Origin of the sequence: Stenotrophomonas sp. CCNWLW162 (assembly GCF_037203745.1) — a bacterium.
GTDB lineage: Bacteria > Pseudomonadota > Gammaproteobacteria > Xanthomonadales > Xanthomonadaceae > Stenotrophomonas > Stenotrophomonas maltophilia_AQ.
Window position 1 is genome coordinate 469,765 of record NZ_JBBCBL010000001.1, and the last position, 15,847, is coordinate 485,611.

The window sequence follows — 15,847 nt, forward strand, 5'->3', positions numbered from 1 at the left end:
TCTGCTTCACGCATCACCTGCGATCGGTTACCAGATCACCACGCGCTTGTCGTCGGCACGCACCATCGCGTCACCGGCCTTGCACTGGAATGCAGCGGCGTACGACGGCATGTTCGACGGCGCGCCGTTGGCACGGAAGTTGGCCGGGGCATGCGGGTCGGTGTTCAGGCGCACACGCAGCTCACCATCGGTGAAGTTGCGGCGCCACACGGTGGCCCAGTTCATGAAGAAGCGCTGGTCCTGGCTGTGGCCGTCGACTTCCACGTTCGCCTTCGGGTCTTCCTTCAGCGCCATCTGCAGCGCGTCATACGCCACGGTCAGGCCACCGAGGTCACCGATGTTTTCGCCCAGGGTCAGCTTGCCCTTGACGAACACGCCCGGCACCGACTCGTAGCCATCGAACTGCGCGACCAGCTGGTCGGTACGCTCGGTGAAGGCCTTGCGGTCAGCGTCGGTCCACCAGTTGTCGAAGTTGCCGTTGGCGGCAAACTGACTGCCCGAGTCATCGTAGCCGTGCATCATCTCGTGGCCGATGACCGCACCGATGCCGCCATAGTTCAGCGCCGGATCGGCCTTGGCGTCGAAGAACGGCGCCTGCAGGATCGCCGCCGGGAACACGATCTCGTTCTTGGTGGCGTTGTAGTAGGCGTTGACGGTCTGCGGGGTCATGCCCCACTCGGTCTTGTCCACCGGCTTGCCGATCTTGTCCAGCATGTATCGGTAGTTGAACGCACGCGCTGCCTGCATGTTGCCCAGGTAGCTGTCACCGCTGGTCTGCAGGCCCGTCCACTCACGCCACTTGTCCGGGTAACCGATCTTCGGGGTGAAGCTGGCCCACTTTTCCAGCGCCTTCTTCTTGGTTTCCTCGCCCATCCACGGCAGCTGCTCCAGGCGCGCCTTCAGCGCCTGCGACAGGTTTTCCACCAGGTGCTGCATGGCGACCTTCGACTCGGCCGGGAACACGGCGTCGACGTACAGCTGGCCCAGGGCTTCACCCATGCCGCCGTTGACCGACTCCAGCACGCGCTTCCAGCGCGGCTGCATTTCCTTCTGGCCACGCAGGGTGGTGCCATAGAAATCGAAGTTGGCCTTCTCGAACTGACTGCTCAGGTACGGCGAGGCGTCGTCGATGGTGTGGAAGCGCAGGTACGCCTGCCAGGTGCTGGCCGGCACGTCGGCGAGCATCTTGTCCATTTCACCGAAGAAGCCCGGCTGCGCCAGCGAGAACTTCTGCGCGGCCGGCACCTTCAGGGTGTCGAACAGCGCGGTCCAGCTGAAGTTCGGGGTCAGCTTGTCGGCGTCGGCGGCGCTGAGCGGGTTGTAGCGCTTGGCCGGGTCACGCATTTCGATGCGCGACATCGAGGCCTTGGCCAGGCGGGTTTCGAAGGCCATCACCGCCTTGGCCTGTTCGGCAGCCTGCGCCGCGTCCACGCCGGACAGCGTCAGCACCTGCGCGATGTAGGCCACGTAGGCGTCGCGGATCTTCGCCTGCGCGTCGTCGAAGTAGTAGCCCTTCTCCGGCAGGCCCAGGCCGCCCTGGCCGACGTAGGCGATGACGTTGGCCGAATCCTTGTAATCGGCATTGGCGAACAGCGAGAACAGCACGCCCTTGCCCTCGGCCTGGCTGTCGCGCAGGTACTGGGTGATGGCGGCGGTGTCGTTCAGCGCGGTGATCTTGTCCAGCTGCGGCTGCAGCGGGGCCAGGCCAGCGGCTTCGATCTTGGCTTCATCGTTGCCGGTCTTCCAGATGTCACCGATCTTGGCTTCCACCGAGCCGGCCTTGGCCTGGCTGGCGGCGGCCTGCTGCACCAGTGCGTGCTGCACTTCCAGCGAGCGCTCGCGCAGGATCTCGAAGCTGCCCCAGGTGGTCTGGTCGCCCGGCACCGGGTTGGCCTTCAGCCACTTGCTGTTGACGAAGCCATTGAGGTCGGTACAGGCCGAAATGGCCGGATCGAGGTCGGCGCTGTTGAGCGAGATCAGCGGCGTCTTGATCTGCGACTGGTCGAAGGCCGGCTTGGCGTCGGCGTTGGCGGCCGGCGCGGTTTCATTCTTGCCACAGGCAGCCAGCGAGGCGGCGATGGCGATGGTCAGGCCCAACGGGGCCAGGTTGCGGAAGTTCATGAGGCTCTCCTGCGGGTAATTTCACAGGGTAGCCGGGCAGGCCCGCGGCGGGGACCGCCAAAGGTCACAGGGCACCGCTTCTGTAGAGTCGAGCCGTGCTCGACTGCTGCTGGTCTCTTGCCGCAGGGGTCATGAACCCGGAACGGAGAGCAATCGAGCATGGCCTGACTCTACAAATCGAAAGGCCGGCTTGCGCCGGCCCTTCGTTGTTACTTCGCCTTGCCCTGGTTGGCCACGGCTTCAGCGGCCTTGCGGGCCGCTTCCGGGTCGCCCAGGTAGCGGAACGACTTCACCGTCAGGTCGTCGTTCAACTCGAACAGCAGCGGAATGCCGGTCGGGATGTTCAGCTCGAGGATTTCCTCGCGCGACACGTTGTTGAGGTACTTGTACAGCGCGCGCAGCGAATTGCCATGGGCGGTGACCAGCACGGTCTTGCCGTCCTTCAGCTGCGGCGCGATGGCGTCGTGCCAGTACGGCAGCACGCGATCCAGGGTGGTCGCCAGCGATTCGGTGCCCGGCAGCGCGTTGCGATCCAGGCCGGCGTAGCGGCGGTCATGGATCGGGTGGCCCGGATCTTCCAGGTCCATGGCCGGCGGCGGGATGTCGTACGAACGACGCCACACCTTGACCTGATCCTCGCCGTGCTTGGCGGCGGTCTCGGCCTTGTCCAGGCCCTGCAGGCCACCGTAATGGCGTTCGTTGAGGCGCCAGGACTTGTTCACCGGCAGCCAGTCCTGTTCCAGCTCGGCCAGTGCACCCTGCAGGGTGTGGATGGCGCGCTTCAGCACGGAGGTGTGGGCGACGTCGAACTGCAGGCCTTCCTCGCGCATCAGGCGACCAGCGGCGGCCGCTTCCCCGCGCCCCTGTTCGGTCAGGTCGACATCGACCCAGCCGGTGAAGCGGTTGTCCAGGTTCCACTGGCTCTGGCCATGGCGCAACAGTACGAGTTTACGGGTCACTGCAGGGTCTCCAACGCGAGGAAAGGCAGGCCGCCATTGTAGCCCCGGGCGCCGCTCACCGCGCCGTGGCCCCACACATGCGATGCTGCAACCAATGAATACGGTGATCGACCCCGGACGCTGGGAAGGCAGCGTCGCCGCCGCCCGCGAGCAGCAGATCCAGCTGGCCGGTCGCGTGGAACGCCAGGACCGGCTGTCACGCACGGTGCGCTGGCTGGCCGGGCTGGATGTTGGCTTCGAGGATGACGGCGCCACCACCCGTGCTGCGGCGGTACTTCTGGATGCGAAGACGCTGCTGCCTGTGGCGCAGGAAATCGCGCGCATCCCTACTGTGATGCCCTACATCCCCGGCCTGCTCAGCTTCCGCGAGTTGCCGGCGCTGCTGGCCGCGCTGGCGCTGCTGCCGCGCACGCCGGACCTGGTGTTCGTCGATGGCCATGGCATCAGCCACCCGCGCCGGCTGGGGGTGGCCGCTCACCTCGGTGTGGTCACCGACCTGCCAAGCATCGGCGTCGCCAAGTCGAAACTGGTGGGCCGCTTCGTCGAACCGGGCACAGACGCCGGCGCGCATACGCCGCTGCTGGACGGTAACGAGCAGCTCGGCTGGGTGCTGCGCAGCAAGGTGAAATGCAAGCCGCTGTTCGTGGCCGGTGGCCATCGGGTCAGCGCCGATACTGCGCTGGACTGGGTGCAGCGCACGCTGCGCGGTTACCGGCTGCCGGAGCCGACCCGGCTGGCGGATCGGCTGGCCTCACGGCGGGGCGAATGACCGCACCGGGCATCATCCAGCGCGGTCGCCATCCTCGATCAGCGATGCACGTGGCCGCGGTGGCCCTGCGCGTCCTCGCCGTGGTCGTGGCCTTCATGGCCCTCGTGCTCACCGCCCTTGGCCGGCGCCGGCTCGCCACAGGCTTCACCGCAATGATCCGCCTCGATCTGCAGCGTCACGTGCTCGATACCGAAGTCATCGTGCAGGCGGCCGCCCAGCTCTCGACGCAGTGAATCAGCGTCGGTTCCATCACGCATCACGATGTGCGCGGTCAGCGCCGGGGTGCTGGAGGCCAACGCCCACACATGCAGGTCATGCACGTCCAGCACGGCGGCATGATCTGACAGGCTGTCGCGCACCTTGGCCACGTCCATGCCCTTGGGCACGCCTTCCAGCAGCACGTTGATCGCCTCGCGCATCAGCACATAGGTGCGTGGCAGCACCCACAGGCCGATCAGTACCGCCAGGATCGGGTCGATCGGCTTCCAGCCGGTCCACTTGATCAACAACGCGCCGGCAATCACCGCCACCGAGCCAAGCATGTCCGCCCACACTTCCAGGTAGGCGCCCTTCACGTTGAGGCTTTCGCCACTGCCCGCCTGCAGCAGGCGCATCGAGATCAGATTGATGACCAGGCCCGCGGCGGCGATCACCAGCATGCCGGAGGAGGCAATCTCCTGCGGCTCGCGGAAACGTCCGATCGCCTCCCACAGGATGTAACCGGCGACTACGAACAGCATCGCGCCGTTGATCATCGCGCCCAGCGCTTCCAGGCGTGCATAGCCGTAGGTGCGACGCGCATCCGGCGGGCGCCGGCTCAGCCTCACCGCAACCAGCGCGATCATCAGCGCCAAAGCGTCGGTGGCCATGTGCGCGGCGTCGGACAGCAGCGCCAGGCTGTTGGTCCAGAACGCACCCACCACTTCGACAACGAGGAAGGTGGAGGTCAGGCCGAGTGCCCACCACAAGGGTTTCTCGTGGCGGATCTCGGATGGCAGGTGATCGTGGTCGTGGCCCATGGCAACAGCTCCTTTGCGATGGGAGGCAGGCTACGCCGGAGGGCGTTGGGAAACTATCACGGTGTTTATAACATTGCAGGCCACCGATACCTTCGCCGGGCATGGCCCGGCGCTACCGGGGCGCGGATTGCTGGGCGATACCATCGTGCACGGCCCGGCGCTACCCCGTAGCGCCAGGCCATGCCTGACGAACGCAGCGGGCCGTTACCCGCGTGTGCTCAGAACCCGAATCGCAGGCTGGCCCAGTAGGCGCGGCCCGGTTCGTTGTAGGTGGCCGCGCCGGCATCGCTGCTGTTGGCCTCGCGGAACAGGCGCTTGTCGGCCAGGTTGTTGACGCCGAAGCCGAAGCTGACCGTCTCGGTCACCTTGTAGCGTGCGCTCACGCCCCAGATGTTGTACGCACCGCGATCCTGCAGTGCGATCGACGGATCGCAGGTGCCGGTGCAACGCGGATCATTGTTGATGTTGGTGGTAGCCGGCTTCTGCTTGCCATAGAACGTGCCGGTCAGCAGCAGCGACAGCTTGTCGGTGGCCTGCCAGTCCAGCATCGTGTTGATCGTGTACTTCGGAATCACCGACAGCGGCTGGCCGGTGCTCTTGTTCTCGTTCTCCACCATGTAGGTGAAGTTGTTGCTCCACTTCAGGCGGTTGCCCTGCTCGCCCAGCAGCGGAATCACCAGGTTGCCTTCCAGCCCCTGCACGATCGCCTTCGGTGCATTCTCCCAGCGGAAGATGCGGCCCTTTGTATCGGCAGTCAGCCCGATCTGGGTGTAGCCGGCCTGGATCTTGTCCTTGTAGTCGTTGTGGAAGTACGTCAAGGACGCCTGCCAGCCGCTCTGCGGTGCCCACTCGATGCCTAGTTCCTTGTTCAGGCTGGTTTCCGCCTTCAGGTCCGCATTGCCGCGCATGTAGCAGCCGGCACCCAGGCTCGGCAGTGCGTTCGGGCAGCCATTGCCACGGGTGTAGTACAGATAGTCCGGATTCGACTGGTACAGGTTCGGCGCCTTGAACGCACGCGCGATGCCGCCCTTCACCACCCAGTCGCCGTTGATACGGAACTGCGCGTTGAAGCTGGGGCTGGTGTTGTTGCCGAACTGGCTGTGATGGTCGAAGCGCAGGCCCGGGGTAACGATCCAGCGCTCGCCCAGATAGATGTTGTCTTCCACGAATACAGCGGTGGTCTGCGCATCGGCCTTGCCGCGCGCACGGTCGGCCGACAGCCCCGGGAAGCCGCCGCCGCTGCTGCTGGACTGGCTCATCGAATACGGGTCGGTCAGACGGCTGTCCAGGTACTCGAAGCCCAGCGTCCAGATGTTCTCGGCACCGCCCAGCGTGGTCGGGAAGCTCACTTCGCCGTCCAGCTGGTAATTGCGCAGGCGCGAGGTCGACCAGTCGGTGCCGTTGAAGCTGCCTTCCGGGCCACCGGCCAAGCCTTCATTGATGCGCGAGTTGTTCACCGCTTCCACTGCCGCCGTTACCCGCGAGGTCACGTCTCCCCAGCGGCCGCGATGGGTGATCGCGCCGGTATTGCGGTACATGCGGTTGGTCTCGGCCTGCTGCTCGGCCAAAGCCCCCAGATCGATCGGTGTCGAGGTGCCGGTGGTACTGACGGCGCGGTCGCCGGCATAGATGTTGCCCTGGCGGCTGGTGCCGGCTTCGAACTCGACCACCTGGTTGGCGGTTACGTCCCAGCGCAGCAGCGCGTTGACGTCGCGGTTCTTGACGCCCTCGCGGCCGGCTGGCGGCACTGCGTTGGGGTTGGTGGCGTACTGGCGGTTGAGGTCCAGTGAGTCGGCATCGGTTTTGTTGAGATTGCCGTACAAGCGGAACGACAGGGTGTCGGTCATCGGCCCACTCAGCTGCAGGCCGACGCGCTCGCTGCCGCCTTCGGCGCTGTGCTCGGGCACCAGGCCATACAGGTCGACCGCACCGGTCAGATCGCCGGTCGGGCGCTTGGTGATGATGTTGACCACGCCACCGGAAGCACCGGAGCCATAGCGCGCCGCTGCAGGGCCGCGCAGCACTTCGATGCGCTCGATCATTTCCGCCGGCACCCAGTTGGTATCACCGCGGGTATTGCGCTCACCGCTGCGGCCCATGCGCACAGCATCACGCGCGCCGATGCGCTTGCCGTCGACCAGGATCAGGGTGTTTTCCGGGCCCATGCCACGCAGATCGATCTGGCGGTTGTTGCCGTACTGGCCCGACGCGCTGTTGCCGGTCAGGTTGACACCTGGCATGGTCCGCAACAGTTCGGCGATGTCGTTGGCCGGCGGCCGCTTGGCGATGTCCTCGGCGGTGATGGTCGAGGTGCCCAGCGCCTGCCGTGCGATCTGTGAAGCGGTGACATGCACCGTGTCGATATCGGTGGCGTCGGTTTCAGCGTGGGCGGTCAGCGCGCTGCCGGCCAGCAGGGCGGCAACGGCGAGCGCCAGCGGGCGCGGCGAAGGGACAACGGCTCGGGACATGATCTGGACCTTCTGGCAGGGCAACGGGGCCTCTGGCAAAGGGCTTGAGGCAACGACGAGGGGGAGGCGGAGCGCCGCTGCAGGTAGCCACAGCCCGATCCGTGCGCGCATTCTCCCATCAATGCGAGTGATTCTCAAATGCGTTCACGCATTGCCGCAGCCGTGCCGATGTGCTTTGCGCACCGCGCAAGCCTGCATCGCGCTTAAACTGGTCGGCTAGCCCGCCATCAACCGCACGCCGCCACGGCCGATACCCGTGGTTTGCCGTACGCAATCAGAGATCGACGTGGAACCACCCCAGTTGGACGACGCCAGCCAGCCGCTGGCCGAGGCCTGGCAGCAGTGCCTGCTGCAGGCCGGCCCTGCCGCCACCGCGCTGCTGCATGCCGCGGCCGCCGATGCCCCACCGGCCCTGGCCCAACGCTTCTACGAAGTGCTGCTGCAGGACACCCGTGCGCGCCGTTTCCTTTCCCACGACCAGGTCAAGCAGCGCCTGCAGCCGGCCATGCAGCGCTGGCTGGCGCAGCTGCTGACCACCGATGCCAGCGGCATCGCCAACACGGTGGCCTCGCAACGGATCATCGGCGACGTGCACGCCCGCGTCGGCATTCCGGTCGACCTGGTCACCCGTGGCGCACGCGTGCTCAAACATGAACTGTTCGTGCGCCTGCGCGACGATGCGCCGGACAGCGACACTGCGTTCGCCGCCATCGACTGCCTCAGCGCGATCATGGATATCGCCATGGAAGGCATGACCCTGGCCTACACCCATGCCCGCGAACGCTCCACCCGCGCCGATGCTGCGTACCGGCTGTTCTCGCTGGTGCAGAACGTCAGCACCGAGCGCGAGCGCCAGCGCGCGCTGCTGCTGGACTGGGAAAACGCGCTACTCTACGCCCTGGCCGGCCATGTGCAGGGCAGCGACGGCGCCAGCCTGGCCACTTCCGAATTTGGCCTGTGGTTCACCCACAAGGGCATTCCCAGCTTCGGCGAAAGCAGCGAGACACAGCAGGTCGACCAGCTGATGGCGCGTATCGACGGCTGCCTGCAGCGGGCCGCCGCCGATGATCCTGCGCAGCGGCTTGCAGTGCTGCCAGCGATCCGCGAGGACCTGGCCGCGATCCGCACCTTGATGACCCTGCTGTTCGAGCGCATCGGCGAACTCGATGCCGGCAGCGACGCGCTGACCAACCTGCTCAACCGCCGCTTCCTGCCGACCGTGCTGCGCCGGGAAATCGAGCTGGCTACACGCAACCGTACGCCGTTCTCGCTGTTGCTGCTCGACCTGGATCATTTCAAGGCGATCAACGACGGCCACGGCCACGATGCGGGTGACCGCGCACTGCAGCATGTGGCTGGGGTGCTCGGCCAGCTCACCCGTGGCAGCGATTATCTGTTCCGCTACGGTGGCGAGGAATTCGTGGTGGTGCTGGTCGCCGCCAGCGAATCACAGGCGGCAGTGATTGCCGATAGCCTGCGCCGGCAGATCGCACAATCGCCGGTACCGCTGGCCAACGGCCAGGTATTGAGCCTGACCGCCAGCATCGGTGTCGCCGGCCATGATGGTCATCCGGACTACGAGCGGCTGATGGCCCGTGCCGACGCGGCGATGTACGAGGCCAAACGCAGTGGCCGCAACCGAGTGGTGGTGGCCAGCGATGCACTGCAGGAAGCCCCCGGGCGGCGGGCATTGCAGCGGTAGCGGCAACCCCGGGCGCGAACGTCGCTACATTGCGGCCCGGCGCGGTACCCGCCACGCCGCCCACCACAGCAGCGCCAGCAACGCGATGCCGGCGCCCAGCAGGCATACCGCCTGCCAGCCATTCCGCGCCTGCATCCAGGGCCCGGCCGCTGCACCGGCACCACTGCCCAGCGCATAGAACAGCATGTACAGCGCCACCAGGCGCCCATGCTGTTCGCCCGGCGCGCGCAGCAACAGGGCCTGGTTCGATACATGCAGCGCCTGCCCGCCCAGATCGAGCACGACCACGCCCAGCAACAGCATGCCCACCGAATGCGGCAACCCCAGCAGCGGCCACCACGCGACCAGCATCAGCAGCAGCGCGCCGAGGCTGACCCGATGCGCGAATCCACGGTCCATCCAGTGCCCGACCCGCGCCGCAAGCAGCGCACCGATCACCCCAGCCAGGCCCAGCGCACCGATGGCGGCAGTCGACCAGTGCAGCGGTGGCGCCGACAACGGCAGTGGCGCTGCCGCCCAGAACACATTGAGGCCGGCAAACAGCAACAGTGCCAACGGACCGCGCTCACGCAGCGTCCGGTCATCGCGCAGCATGCCCAGCATCGACCCCATCAAGGCACGCCAGCCCGGCGGCACCACCGGTACCGGCACCGCCGGCAGACGCCGCCACAGCAGCACTGCCAACGCCGCCATCAGCGCCGCCGACAGCAGATAGACCGCGCGCCAGCCAACAGCGGCCGCCACCACGCCGGACACTACACGCGCCAGCAGCAGGCCAATGAACACACCGCCCTGCACCATGCCGACCACGCGCCCGCGCTGCTGAGCCGGTGCCAGCGATGCGGTGTAGGCGATCAACCCCTGGGTCAGCGCGGTGCCCAGCAGGCCGGCCAGAAGCATGCCCGACAACAGCCACACGGCCGTTCGCGCGGCCGCCAACCACAGCAATGCGACCACCAGCGCCATCAACTGCAGGCGTAGCAGGCGCCGGCGATCGCCCCTGTCGGCCAATGGCAGCAGGCCCAGCAAGGCCAGCACGCTGCCCGCCTGGGTCGCTGCCAGTACCGCCCCGGCCAGCGCGGGGTCCAGCGCAAAGGCCTGTGCCAGGCGTTCCAGCAATGGCTGTGCGTAATAGACGTTGGCAACGCTGGCACCTGCGGCAACCGCGAGCAGGACCAGCAGGGGGCGTGGGATGGGTGCTGCAGTCATGATGTAGTTGCAATTTGAAACTTGATGCAGGCTACTGCCATTGGTTTTAAACTGCAACCACATCAGAGAGGTCCACCATGCACGCCGACAGCCCCTGCCCCGTTGCCCGCAGCGCCGATCTGCTCGGTGACCGTTGGGCGCTGCTGGTCATCCGTGATGCCTTCGATGGCGTCACCCGCTTTGGCGATTTCCAGCGCAGCCTCGGTGCGGCCCGTAATATCCTCAGCGACCGCCTGCGCCGGCTGGTCGAAGCAGGCATCCTGCGGCTGCAGCCCGCCTCCGACGGCTCGGCCTATCAGGAATACGTGCTCACCGCCGCTGGCCTGGAACTGTTCCCGCTGCTGGTCGCCCTGCGCCAGTGGGGCGAGCGCCACCGCTTCGGCGCCGGTGAAGCGCACTCCCAGCTGATCGAGTCGAGCACACGGCGACCGCTGCCCTACATGCAGCCACGCGGTCGCGATGGCGAACCGCTGCCAGCCTCTGCCACCCGTGTGCGCAAGCTCAAGGACGGGAGCGGCAGCAGCTGACCCGCCCGTTCGCGCACACCGCCGCCCGGCCACGCCGGTTAGGATCAGGCCTTTCCGCTGCCGGACGCTGCCGATGTCGCGCTATCGCCCTTCCCTGTTGACCGCCCTGCTGCTGCCGGTGCTGGCCTGCGCCGCAGCAACCACGCAGGCACGCGAGGTCGCGGCCCCCGCCGCCCATGTGGACGCCGATGGCCCCTATGTGTTCCGCCAGGGCGAGCAACTGCAAGCCAAGTGGATCTGCGCCGACAAGGTCGAGTCGCGCACACTTGCCATGGGCACTGCAGGCACCGATATCGCAGCGCGCTGTGGCTACGGGCACACCGTGCATGTGGCGGCACCGAACGCGCCTTCGGCCTCCGTGCTTCCGGCTGCGCCGCGCATCGTCGCGCTGTCCGACATCCATGGCCAGTACGGGCTGCTGGTGCGCCTGCTGCGCGCCCACCAGGTCATCGATGCGCAGGACCGTTGGGCACTGGGCAAGGACACGCTGGTGGTCGCCGGCGATGTGTTCGACCGCGGCCCGCAGGTAACCGAGGCGTTCTGGCTGCTGTACGGCCTGCAGCAGCAGGCGGCCGCCGCCGGCGGCGCGGTGCATTTCGTGCTGGGCAACCACGAAACCATGGTGCTGTACGACGACCTCCGCTACGTCAATCCGAAGTACCTGCGCAGCGCGCAGCTGCTCGGCCGCAGCTACCCGCAGCTGTACGGTGCCGATTCGGTGATCGGGCAGTGGCTGCGCACCCGCCCGGTACTGCTGAAGATCGGCGACACTCTGTTCCTGCATGGCGGCATCTCGCCCGAGGCGGTGGAGCTGGCGCTGGAACCGGCTCGCACCAATGCGGCCTACCAGGCGTCGCTGGGCCTGCCCAAGGCCGAAGTGAAGGCCGACCCGGCCACCGCGCCGCTGTATGACGGCAAGACCAGCCCGATCTGGTACCGCGGCTACTTCGATGGCCGCCTCGATACGCAGGGCGTACAGGCGGTGCTGGATCGCCTGCAACTCAAGCGCATCGTGGTCGGCCACACCTCGATGCCGCACGTCAGCAGTTTCCATGACGACCGCGTGATCGCCATCGACAGCAGCATCAAGAACGGTGAAAACGGCGAACTGCTGTTCATCGAGAACGGCACGCTCAGCCGGGGCCTGCTGGATGGCTCGCGGGTGCCGCTGGCGCAGGGCGAGCCCGGCCTGCAGGACTGAATGGAAGGACAGCGCGGCGGCGCCTGCAAGCGCCAGCGCGCTCCCCCTTCACCCGGTTTGCGGCTACCCTCGGCAGCCGAGAGGCCCACCGCGATCATCCGGCCGGCCTGACTGCTACTGGAGCCCACGCGCATGCGCGTTCTGATTGCTGAAGACGACCCGGACATCGCCTCCGGCCTGTGCGCCTCGTTGCGCCGGCAGGGCCATGTGGTCGACCACGTCGACAACGGCGCGCACGCCGATGCCGCGCTGGGCTCGACCCAGTACGCGCTGCTGGTGCTGGACCTGGGCCTGCCGCAGCTGGACGGCCGTGACGTGCTGCAGCGCCTGCGCCAGCGCGGTGATGGCCTGGCAGTGCTGGTGGTGACCGCCCGTGACGGCCTGGCCGAACGCGTGCGGGTGCTCGACCTTGGCGCCGATGACTACCTGGTCAAGCCGTTCGCGCTGGACGAATTCGAGGCGCGCGTGCGTGCGCAGCTGCGCCGGGTCACCAGCAATGGCAACCCGGACCTGCGCATCGGCCGCCTGCGGCTGGATCTGGCCGGACACCGCGTGTGGATCGACGAGCAGTCGCTGGAGCTGACCGCACGCGAATTCGGCCTGCTGTCCGCACTGGCGGTGCGTGCCGAACGCATCGTCTCGCGCGCACAGCTGGTCGAAGCGCTGTGCGACTGGGGCCAGGACCTGACCGACAACGGCCTGGACATCGCCCTGCATCGCCTGCGCCGCAAGCTGCAACCCGGCGGCATCGGCATCCGCACCGTACGCGGGCTGGGCTACATGCTGGAAGACGCGCAGGACGACAGCACGCCGTGATCAGTGGCCCGCCCAGCCTGCGCCGGCGCCTGCTCGCCTTCCTGGCGCTGCCGATGCTGGGCCTGTTGATCTTCAACACGGTCCTTGCCTATTACGTTGCGCTGGACTATTCCAATCGCATCCACGACCGCAACCTGATCGACGACACGCATTCGTTCGCACAGATGCTGAGCACCATGCCGGTGACCAGCGACCTGTCTCCGCAGGCGCGCTTCCTGATCGAGTACGACCCCGACGGCCATCGCTACTTCAACGTCGACAGCAGCCGCATGGGTACGCTCAGCGGCAATGCGGACTTCAGCCCGTACGCTCCTTCGCAGGACTGCACCGGTGTGCATCCTGCGCTCTACGACGGTACCCTCAACGGCCAGCAGGTGCGCATGGCCACCGTCTGCACGCAGGCGATGAACGACCCGCAGGACCAGCTGGCGGTGACCGTGGCCGAGAGCATGGCCGACCGCCGGCAGCGTGCGCGCGAGATCCTGATGATCATCATCCCGCTGATGACCATGCTGGCGCTGGGTACCGCGGCGCTGGTCTGGTTCGGCGTGACCTATGGCCTGCGCATCCTGACCCCGTTGACCACCCGCCTGGCACAGCGCCGTGGCGAGCTGGCGCCGATCTCCGATGCCGACGTGCCGGAAGAAATCCAACCGCTGATCAGCACCATCGATGGCCTGTTCGCCCGCCAGGCGGAGATGATCACGCTGCAGAACCGCTTCATCGCCGATGCCGCGCATCAGCTGCGCTCGCCCTTGGCCGGCATGGCCCTGCACGTGGACCAGGCGCTGGCACATGGCGACCCGGACACCGTGCGCGAGGCGCTGCAACACATCCGCCGGCTCAACCAGCGCACCGCGCGGGTCAGCACCCAGCTGCTGGCGCTGAGCCGCGCGCAGACCGTGCCGGAAACCGTCGAAGCGCTGGATCTTGGCACCCTGCTGCCGCAATGGGTGGGCACCCGCGTGCCGGAAGCGATCCGCGATGGCATCGACCTCGGCTACCGCGGCAGCAGCCAGCCGCTGCGTGTGCTCGGCAACGGCGCCCTGCTGCAGGATGCGCTGGACAACCTTATCGACAATGCCCTGCGCTATGCAGGCCGCGGCGCCACCGTCACGGTCGGCGTGCAGGCGCTGGACGACAATGATGTGGAGCTGTACGTGGAGGACAACGGCCCCGGCGTGCCCGAGGACGTGATGCCACGGCTGGGCGAGCGTTTCTTCCGCGCCCCGGGCACCACGTCCAGCGGCACCGGCCTGGGCCTGGCCATCGCCCACGAGGCCGTGGAGCACTTCGGTGGACGCCTGGGCTTCCTCAACCGTGCCGGCGGCGGACTGAAGGTCACCATCACGCTGCCGCTGCTGAAGGCCCCCTGACCCGGTCCGGGGCGCTGAAAGGCTGGTGAAAATCGCGCTTGCGATCCTGACCATCCCCACTGCCGCCCCGGAGCCGCCAGGTGACCGAAACGCACGACTTCTTCCTCCCCGGTGGCCCGCAGGGCGTGCTGCTGGTTCACGGCCTGACCGGCACGCCAGCGGAAATGCGCATGCTGGGCAAGGGCCTGAACAATGCCGGTTTCACCGTGCACGGCGTGCAGCTGCCCGGCCATTGCGGCAGCGTCGACGACCTGCTGGCGACCACCTGGGAACAGTGGTACCAGGGCGTGGAAGATGCGGCAGCGACCCTGCGCGGCAAGGTTGACCAGCTGTTCGTCGGCGGCCTGTCGATGGGCGCGGTACTGTCGCTGGCATTGGCTGCGCGCCGCCCGGAATGGGTTTCCGGCGTGGGCGTATACGGCGCCACGTTCCGCTACGACGGTTGGAACATTCCGGCCGTGGCCCGCTTCTCGTTCCTGCTGCCGTGGTTCAAGCGCTTCAACATCGGCCGCGATCGCATGTTCATGGAAGAGCCGCCCTACGGCCTGCGTGACGAGCGCCTGCGCGCGCAGGTCAGCGCAGCCATGCTGTCCGGCGACAGCGCCGCCGCCGGCCTGCCGGGCAACCCCTGGCATGCCCTGGCCGAAATGCGCGCCCTGAGCAACTGGACCCGCCGCCACCTGCACCAGGTCACCGCCCCCTGTCTGGTGATGCACGCCCGCGAGGACGACGTGGCCAGCATGGGCAACGCCGAGCTGGTGATATCGCGGGTCAGCGGCCCGAAGGAACTGGTGGTGCTGGAAGACAGCTACCACATGATCACCATCGATCGCGAACGGCGCGACGTGATCCGTCGCAGCGCGCGCTTCTTCAGCGAGATCGGTGAACGCAGCGGCGTCCTCAAGGCGGTGGCCTGAAATGGGGTCACTCGCCACGCTGTTGTGGCTGGTCAACGTGGTGCTCGATACCGGTGGCCAGCTTGCGTTCAAGGCCGCCGCCAGCGACCCGAATGAAGCAGAGGGCCTGCAGCGCTGGAAGCACATGCTGAGCCGGCCCTGGTTGTGGTTGGGAATCGCCTGCTATGTGCTCGAGTTCGTCGCCTGGATCGCGTTCCTGTCACTGGTGCCGTTGTCCAAGGGCGTGCTGCTCGGCTCGATCAACATCGTCGCGCTGATGATCGCCGGCCGCATACTGTTCCGCGAGAAACTGACACCGCTGCGGGTGACCGGCATGCTGCTGGTCACTGCCGGCGTGGCGGTGGTGGGGGCCGGCTCGTGAGGCGCCTGTATGTGATCGGTTTCCCGCTGCTGATGGCCTTCGATACGCTGGCCCAGCTGTGCTTCAAGTACGCCGGCGATGCCGCGCTGCCGGTCGAAGCCAATACCGCCTGGCTGTTGCGCGTGCTGTCGCAGCCCTGGGTGTACGGCGCGATCCTCGGCTACGTGGGCGCGTTCTTCACCTGGATGAGCCTGCTGCGCCACGCGCCGATCGGACCTGCCTTCGCGGCCTCGCACCTGGAGGTGATCAGCGTGCTGCTGCTGTCGGCGTGGCTGTTGAATGAACCACTGACGCTGCATCATCTGCTCGGTGCGGTACTGATCGTGACCGGCATCGTCTGCCTCGGCCGTGCCGAGGCGGACGACCCGCACAGCCCTACCGAAGCCACGACGTGAGCGCGTT

The 15,847-nt window shown here is 67.1% G+C and carries 14 protein-coding genes; 9 read left to right on the top strand and 5 right to left on the bottom strand.

Translation table 11 applies throughout. The annotated features are described in order from the left end of the window. Nucleotides 1-27 precede the first annotated feature (27 nt). Together V9K93_RS02255 and gpmA are read right to left on the bottom strand one after the other, a co-directional pair. Nucleotides 28-2,121, bottom strand: coding sequence for a M13 family metallopeptidase (locus tag V9K93_RS02255; protein WP_136638295.1), 2,094 nt, complete (start codon nt 2,119-2,121; stop codon nt 28-30). A gap of 209 nt (nt 2,122-2,330) precedes the next feature. Further along, nucleotides 2,331-3,080, bottom strand: coding sequence for a 2,3-diphosphoglycerate-dependent phosphoglycerate mutase (gene gpmA, locus V9K93_RS02260; protein WP_136638296.1), 750 nt, complete (start codon nt 3,078-3,080; stop codon nt 2,331-2,333). A gap of 94 nt (nt 3,081-3,174) precedes the next feature. Here gpmA and nfi point away from each other — a divergent pair, with 94 nt between their 5' ends. Further along, complete coding sequence (nfi, locus tag V9K93_RS02265) at nt 3,175-3,849, top strand: deoxyribonuclease V (protein WP_136638297.1); 675 nt, start codon at nt 3,175-3,177, stop codon at nt 3,847-3,849. A 38-nt stretch (nt 3,850-3,887) separates the two neighbouring features. Here nfi and V9K93_RS02270 read toward each other — a convergent pair whose 3' ends face one another. Both V9K93_RS02270 and V9K93_RS02275 read right to left on the bottom strand, forming a co-directional pair. Next, the gene (locus V9K93_RS02270; protein ID WP_295379105.1) at nt 3,888-4,868 is read right to left on the bottom strand and encodes a cation diffusion facilitator family transporter; all 981 of its coding nucleotides are present in this window, start codon (nt 4,866-4,868) and stop codon (nt 3,888-3,890) included. A 218-nt stretch (nt 4,869-5,086) separates the two neighbouring features. Further along, nucleotides 5,087-7,336 carry a TonB-dependent siderophore receptor gene (locus V9K93_RS02275; RefSeq protein ID WP_136638299.1) on the bottom strand — a complete coding sequence of 750 codons (2,250 nt, stop codon included), beginning with the start codon at nt 7,334-7,336 and terminating at the stop codon, nt 5,087-5,089. Between the two features lie 286 nt (nt 7,337-7,622). Here V9K93_RS02275 and V9K93_RS02280 point away from each other — a divergent pair, with 286 nt between their 5' ends. Further along, a complete protein-coding gene (locus tag V9K93_RS02280) occupies nt 7,623-9,038 on the top strand; it encodes a GGDEF domain-containing protein (protein ID WP_337302007.1) in 1,416 nt (471 codons plus the stop codon). A 24-nt stretch (nt 9,039-9,062) separates the two neighbouring features. Here the strand turns inward: V9K93_RS02280 and V9K93_RS02285 are convergent, their stop codons facing one another. Continuing rightward, nucleotides 9,063-10,247 (bottom strand): MFS transporter, encoded by a 1,185-nt coding sequence (locus tag V9K93_RS02285; protein WP_337302008.1) that lies wholly within the window; start codon nt 10,245-10,247, stop codon nt 9,063-9,065. Nucleotides 10,248-10,324: 77 nt separating this feature from the next. Between V9K93_RS02285 and V9K93_RS02290 the strand changes: the two genes are divergently transcribed. The 7 genes from V9K93_RS02290 (at nt 10,325) to V9K93_RS02320 (ending at nt 15,840) form a co-directional block, all read left to right on the top strand. After that, complete coding sequence (locus V9K93_RS02290) at nt 10,325-10,774, top strand: winged helix-turn-helix transcriptional regulator (RefSeq protein WP_136638302.1); 450 nt, start codon at nt 10,325-10,327, stop codon at nt 10,772-10,774. A gap of 73 nt (nt 10,775-10,847) precedes the next feature. Further along, nucleotides 10,848-11,975, top strand: coding sequence for a metallophosphoesterase (locus V9K93_RS02295; protein WP_337302009.1), 1,128 nt, complete (start codon nt 10,848-10,850; stop codon nt 11,973-11,975). A 132-nt stretch (nt 11,976-12,107) separates the two neighbouring features. Next, on the top strand, nt 12,108-12,791 hold the full coding sequence (locus V9K93_RS02300; RefSeq protein WP_004150098.1) for a response regulator: 684 nt from the start codon (nt 12,108-12,110) through the stop codon (nt 12,789-12,791). Then, nucleotides 12,788-14,167, top strand: coding sequence for a sensor histidine kinase (locus V9K93_RS02305; RefSeq protein ID WP_046983241.1), 1,380 nt, complete (start codon nt 12,788-12,790; stop codon nt 14,165-14,167). The genes V9K93_RS02300 and V9K93_RS02305 overlap by 4 nt, the downstream gene beginning before the upstream one ends. A gap of 80 nt (nt 14,168-14,247) precedes the next feature. Further along, on the top strand, nt 14,248-15,084 hold the full coding sequence (locus tag V9K93_RS02310; RefSeq protein WP_136638306.1) for an alpha/beta hydrolase: 837 nt from the start codon (nt 14,248-14,250) through the stop codon (nt 15,082-15,084). 1 nt (nt 15,085) lies between these two features. Then, complete coding sequence (locus V9K93_RS02315) at nt 15,086-15,445, top strand: EamA family transporter (protein WP_012510464.1); 360 nt, start codon at nt 15,086-15,088, stop codon at nt 15,443-15,445. Next, on the top strand, nt 15,442-15,840 hold the full coding sequence (locus V9K93_RS02320) for a DMT family transporter (RefSeq protein ID WP_337302010.1): 399 nt from the start codon (nt 15,442-15,444) through the stop codon (nt 15,838-15,840). Before V9K93_RS02315 ends, V9K93_RS02320 begins: the two co-directional genes overlap by 4 nt. The last annotated feature ends 7 nt before the right edge of the window (nt 15,841-15,847 follow it).

Coding starts and splice junctions, on each gene's coding strand:
- V9K93_RS02255 (WP_136638295.1), bottom strand. CDS start 2,121: ATGAACTTCCGCAACCTGGCCCCGTTGGGCCTGACCATCGCCATCGCC.
- nfi (WP_136638297.1), top strand. CDS start 3,175: ATGAATACGGTGATCGACCCCGGACGCTGGGAAGGCAGCGTCGCCGCC.
- V9K93_RS02270 (WP_295379105.1), bottom strand. CDS start 4,868: ATGGGCCACGACCACGATCACCTGCCATCCGAGATCCGCCACGAGAAA.
- V9K93_RS02275 (WP_136638299.1), bottom strand. CDS start 7,336: ATGTCCCGAGCCGTTGTCCCTTCGCCGCGCCCGCTGGCGCTCGCCGTT.
- V9K93_RS02285 (WP_337302008.1), bottom strand. CDS start 10,247: ATGACTGCAGCACCCATCCCACGCCCCCTGCTGGTCCTGCTCGCGGTT.
- V9K93_RS02290 (WP_136638302.1), top strand. CDS start 10,325: ATGCACGCCGACAGCCCCTGCCCCGTTGCCCGCAGCGCCGATCTGCTC.
- V9K93_RS02295 (WP_337302009.1), top strand. CDS start 10,848: ATGTCGCGCTATCGCCCTTCCCTGTTGACCGCCCTGCTGCTGCCGGTG.
- V9K93_RS02300 (WP_004150098.1), top strand. CDS start 12,108: ATGCGCGTTCTGATTGCTGAAGACGACCCGGACATCGCCTCCGGCCTG.
- V9K93_RS02315 (WP_012510464.1), top strand. CDS start 15,086: ATGGGGTCACTCGCCACGCTGTTGTGGCTGGTCAACGTGGTGCTCGAT.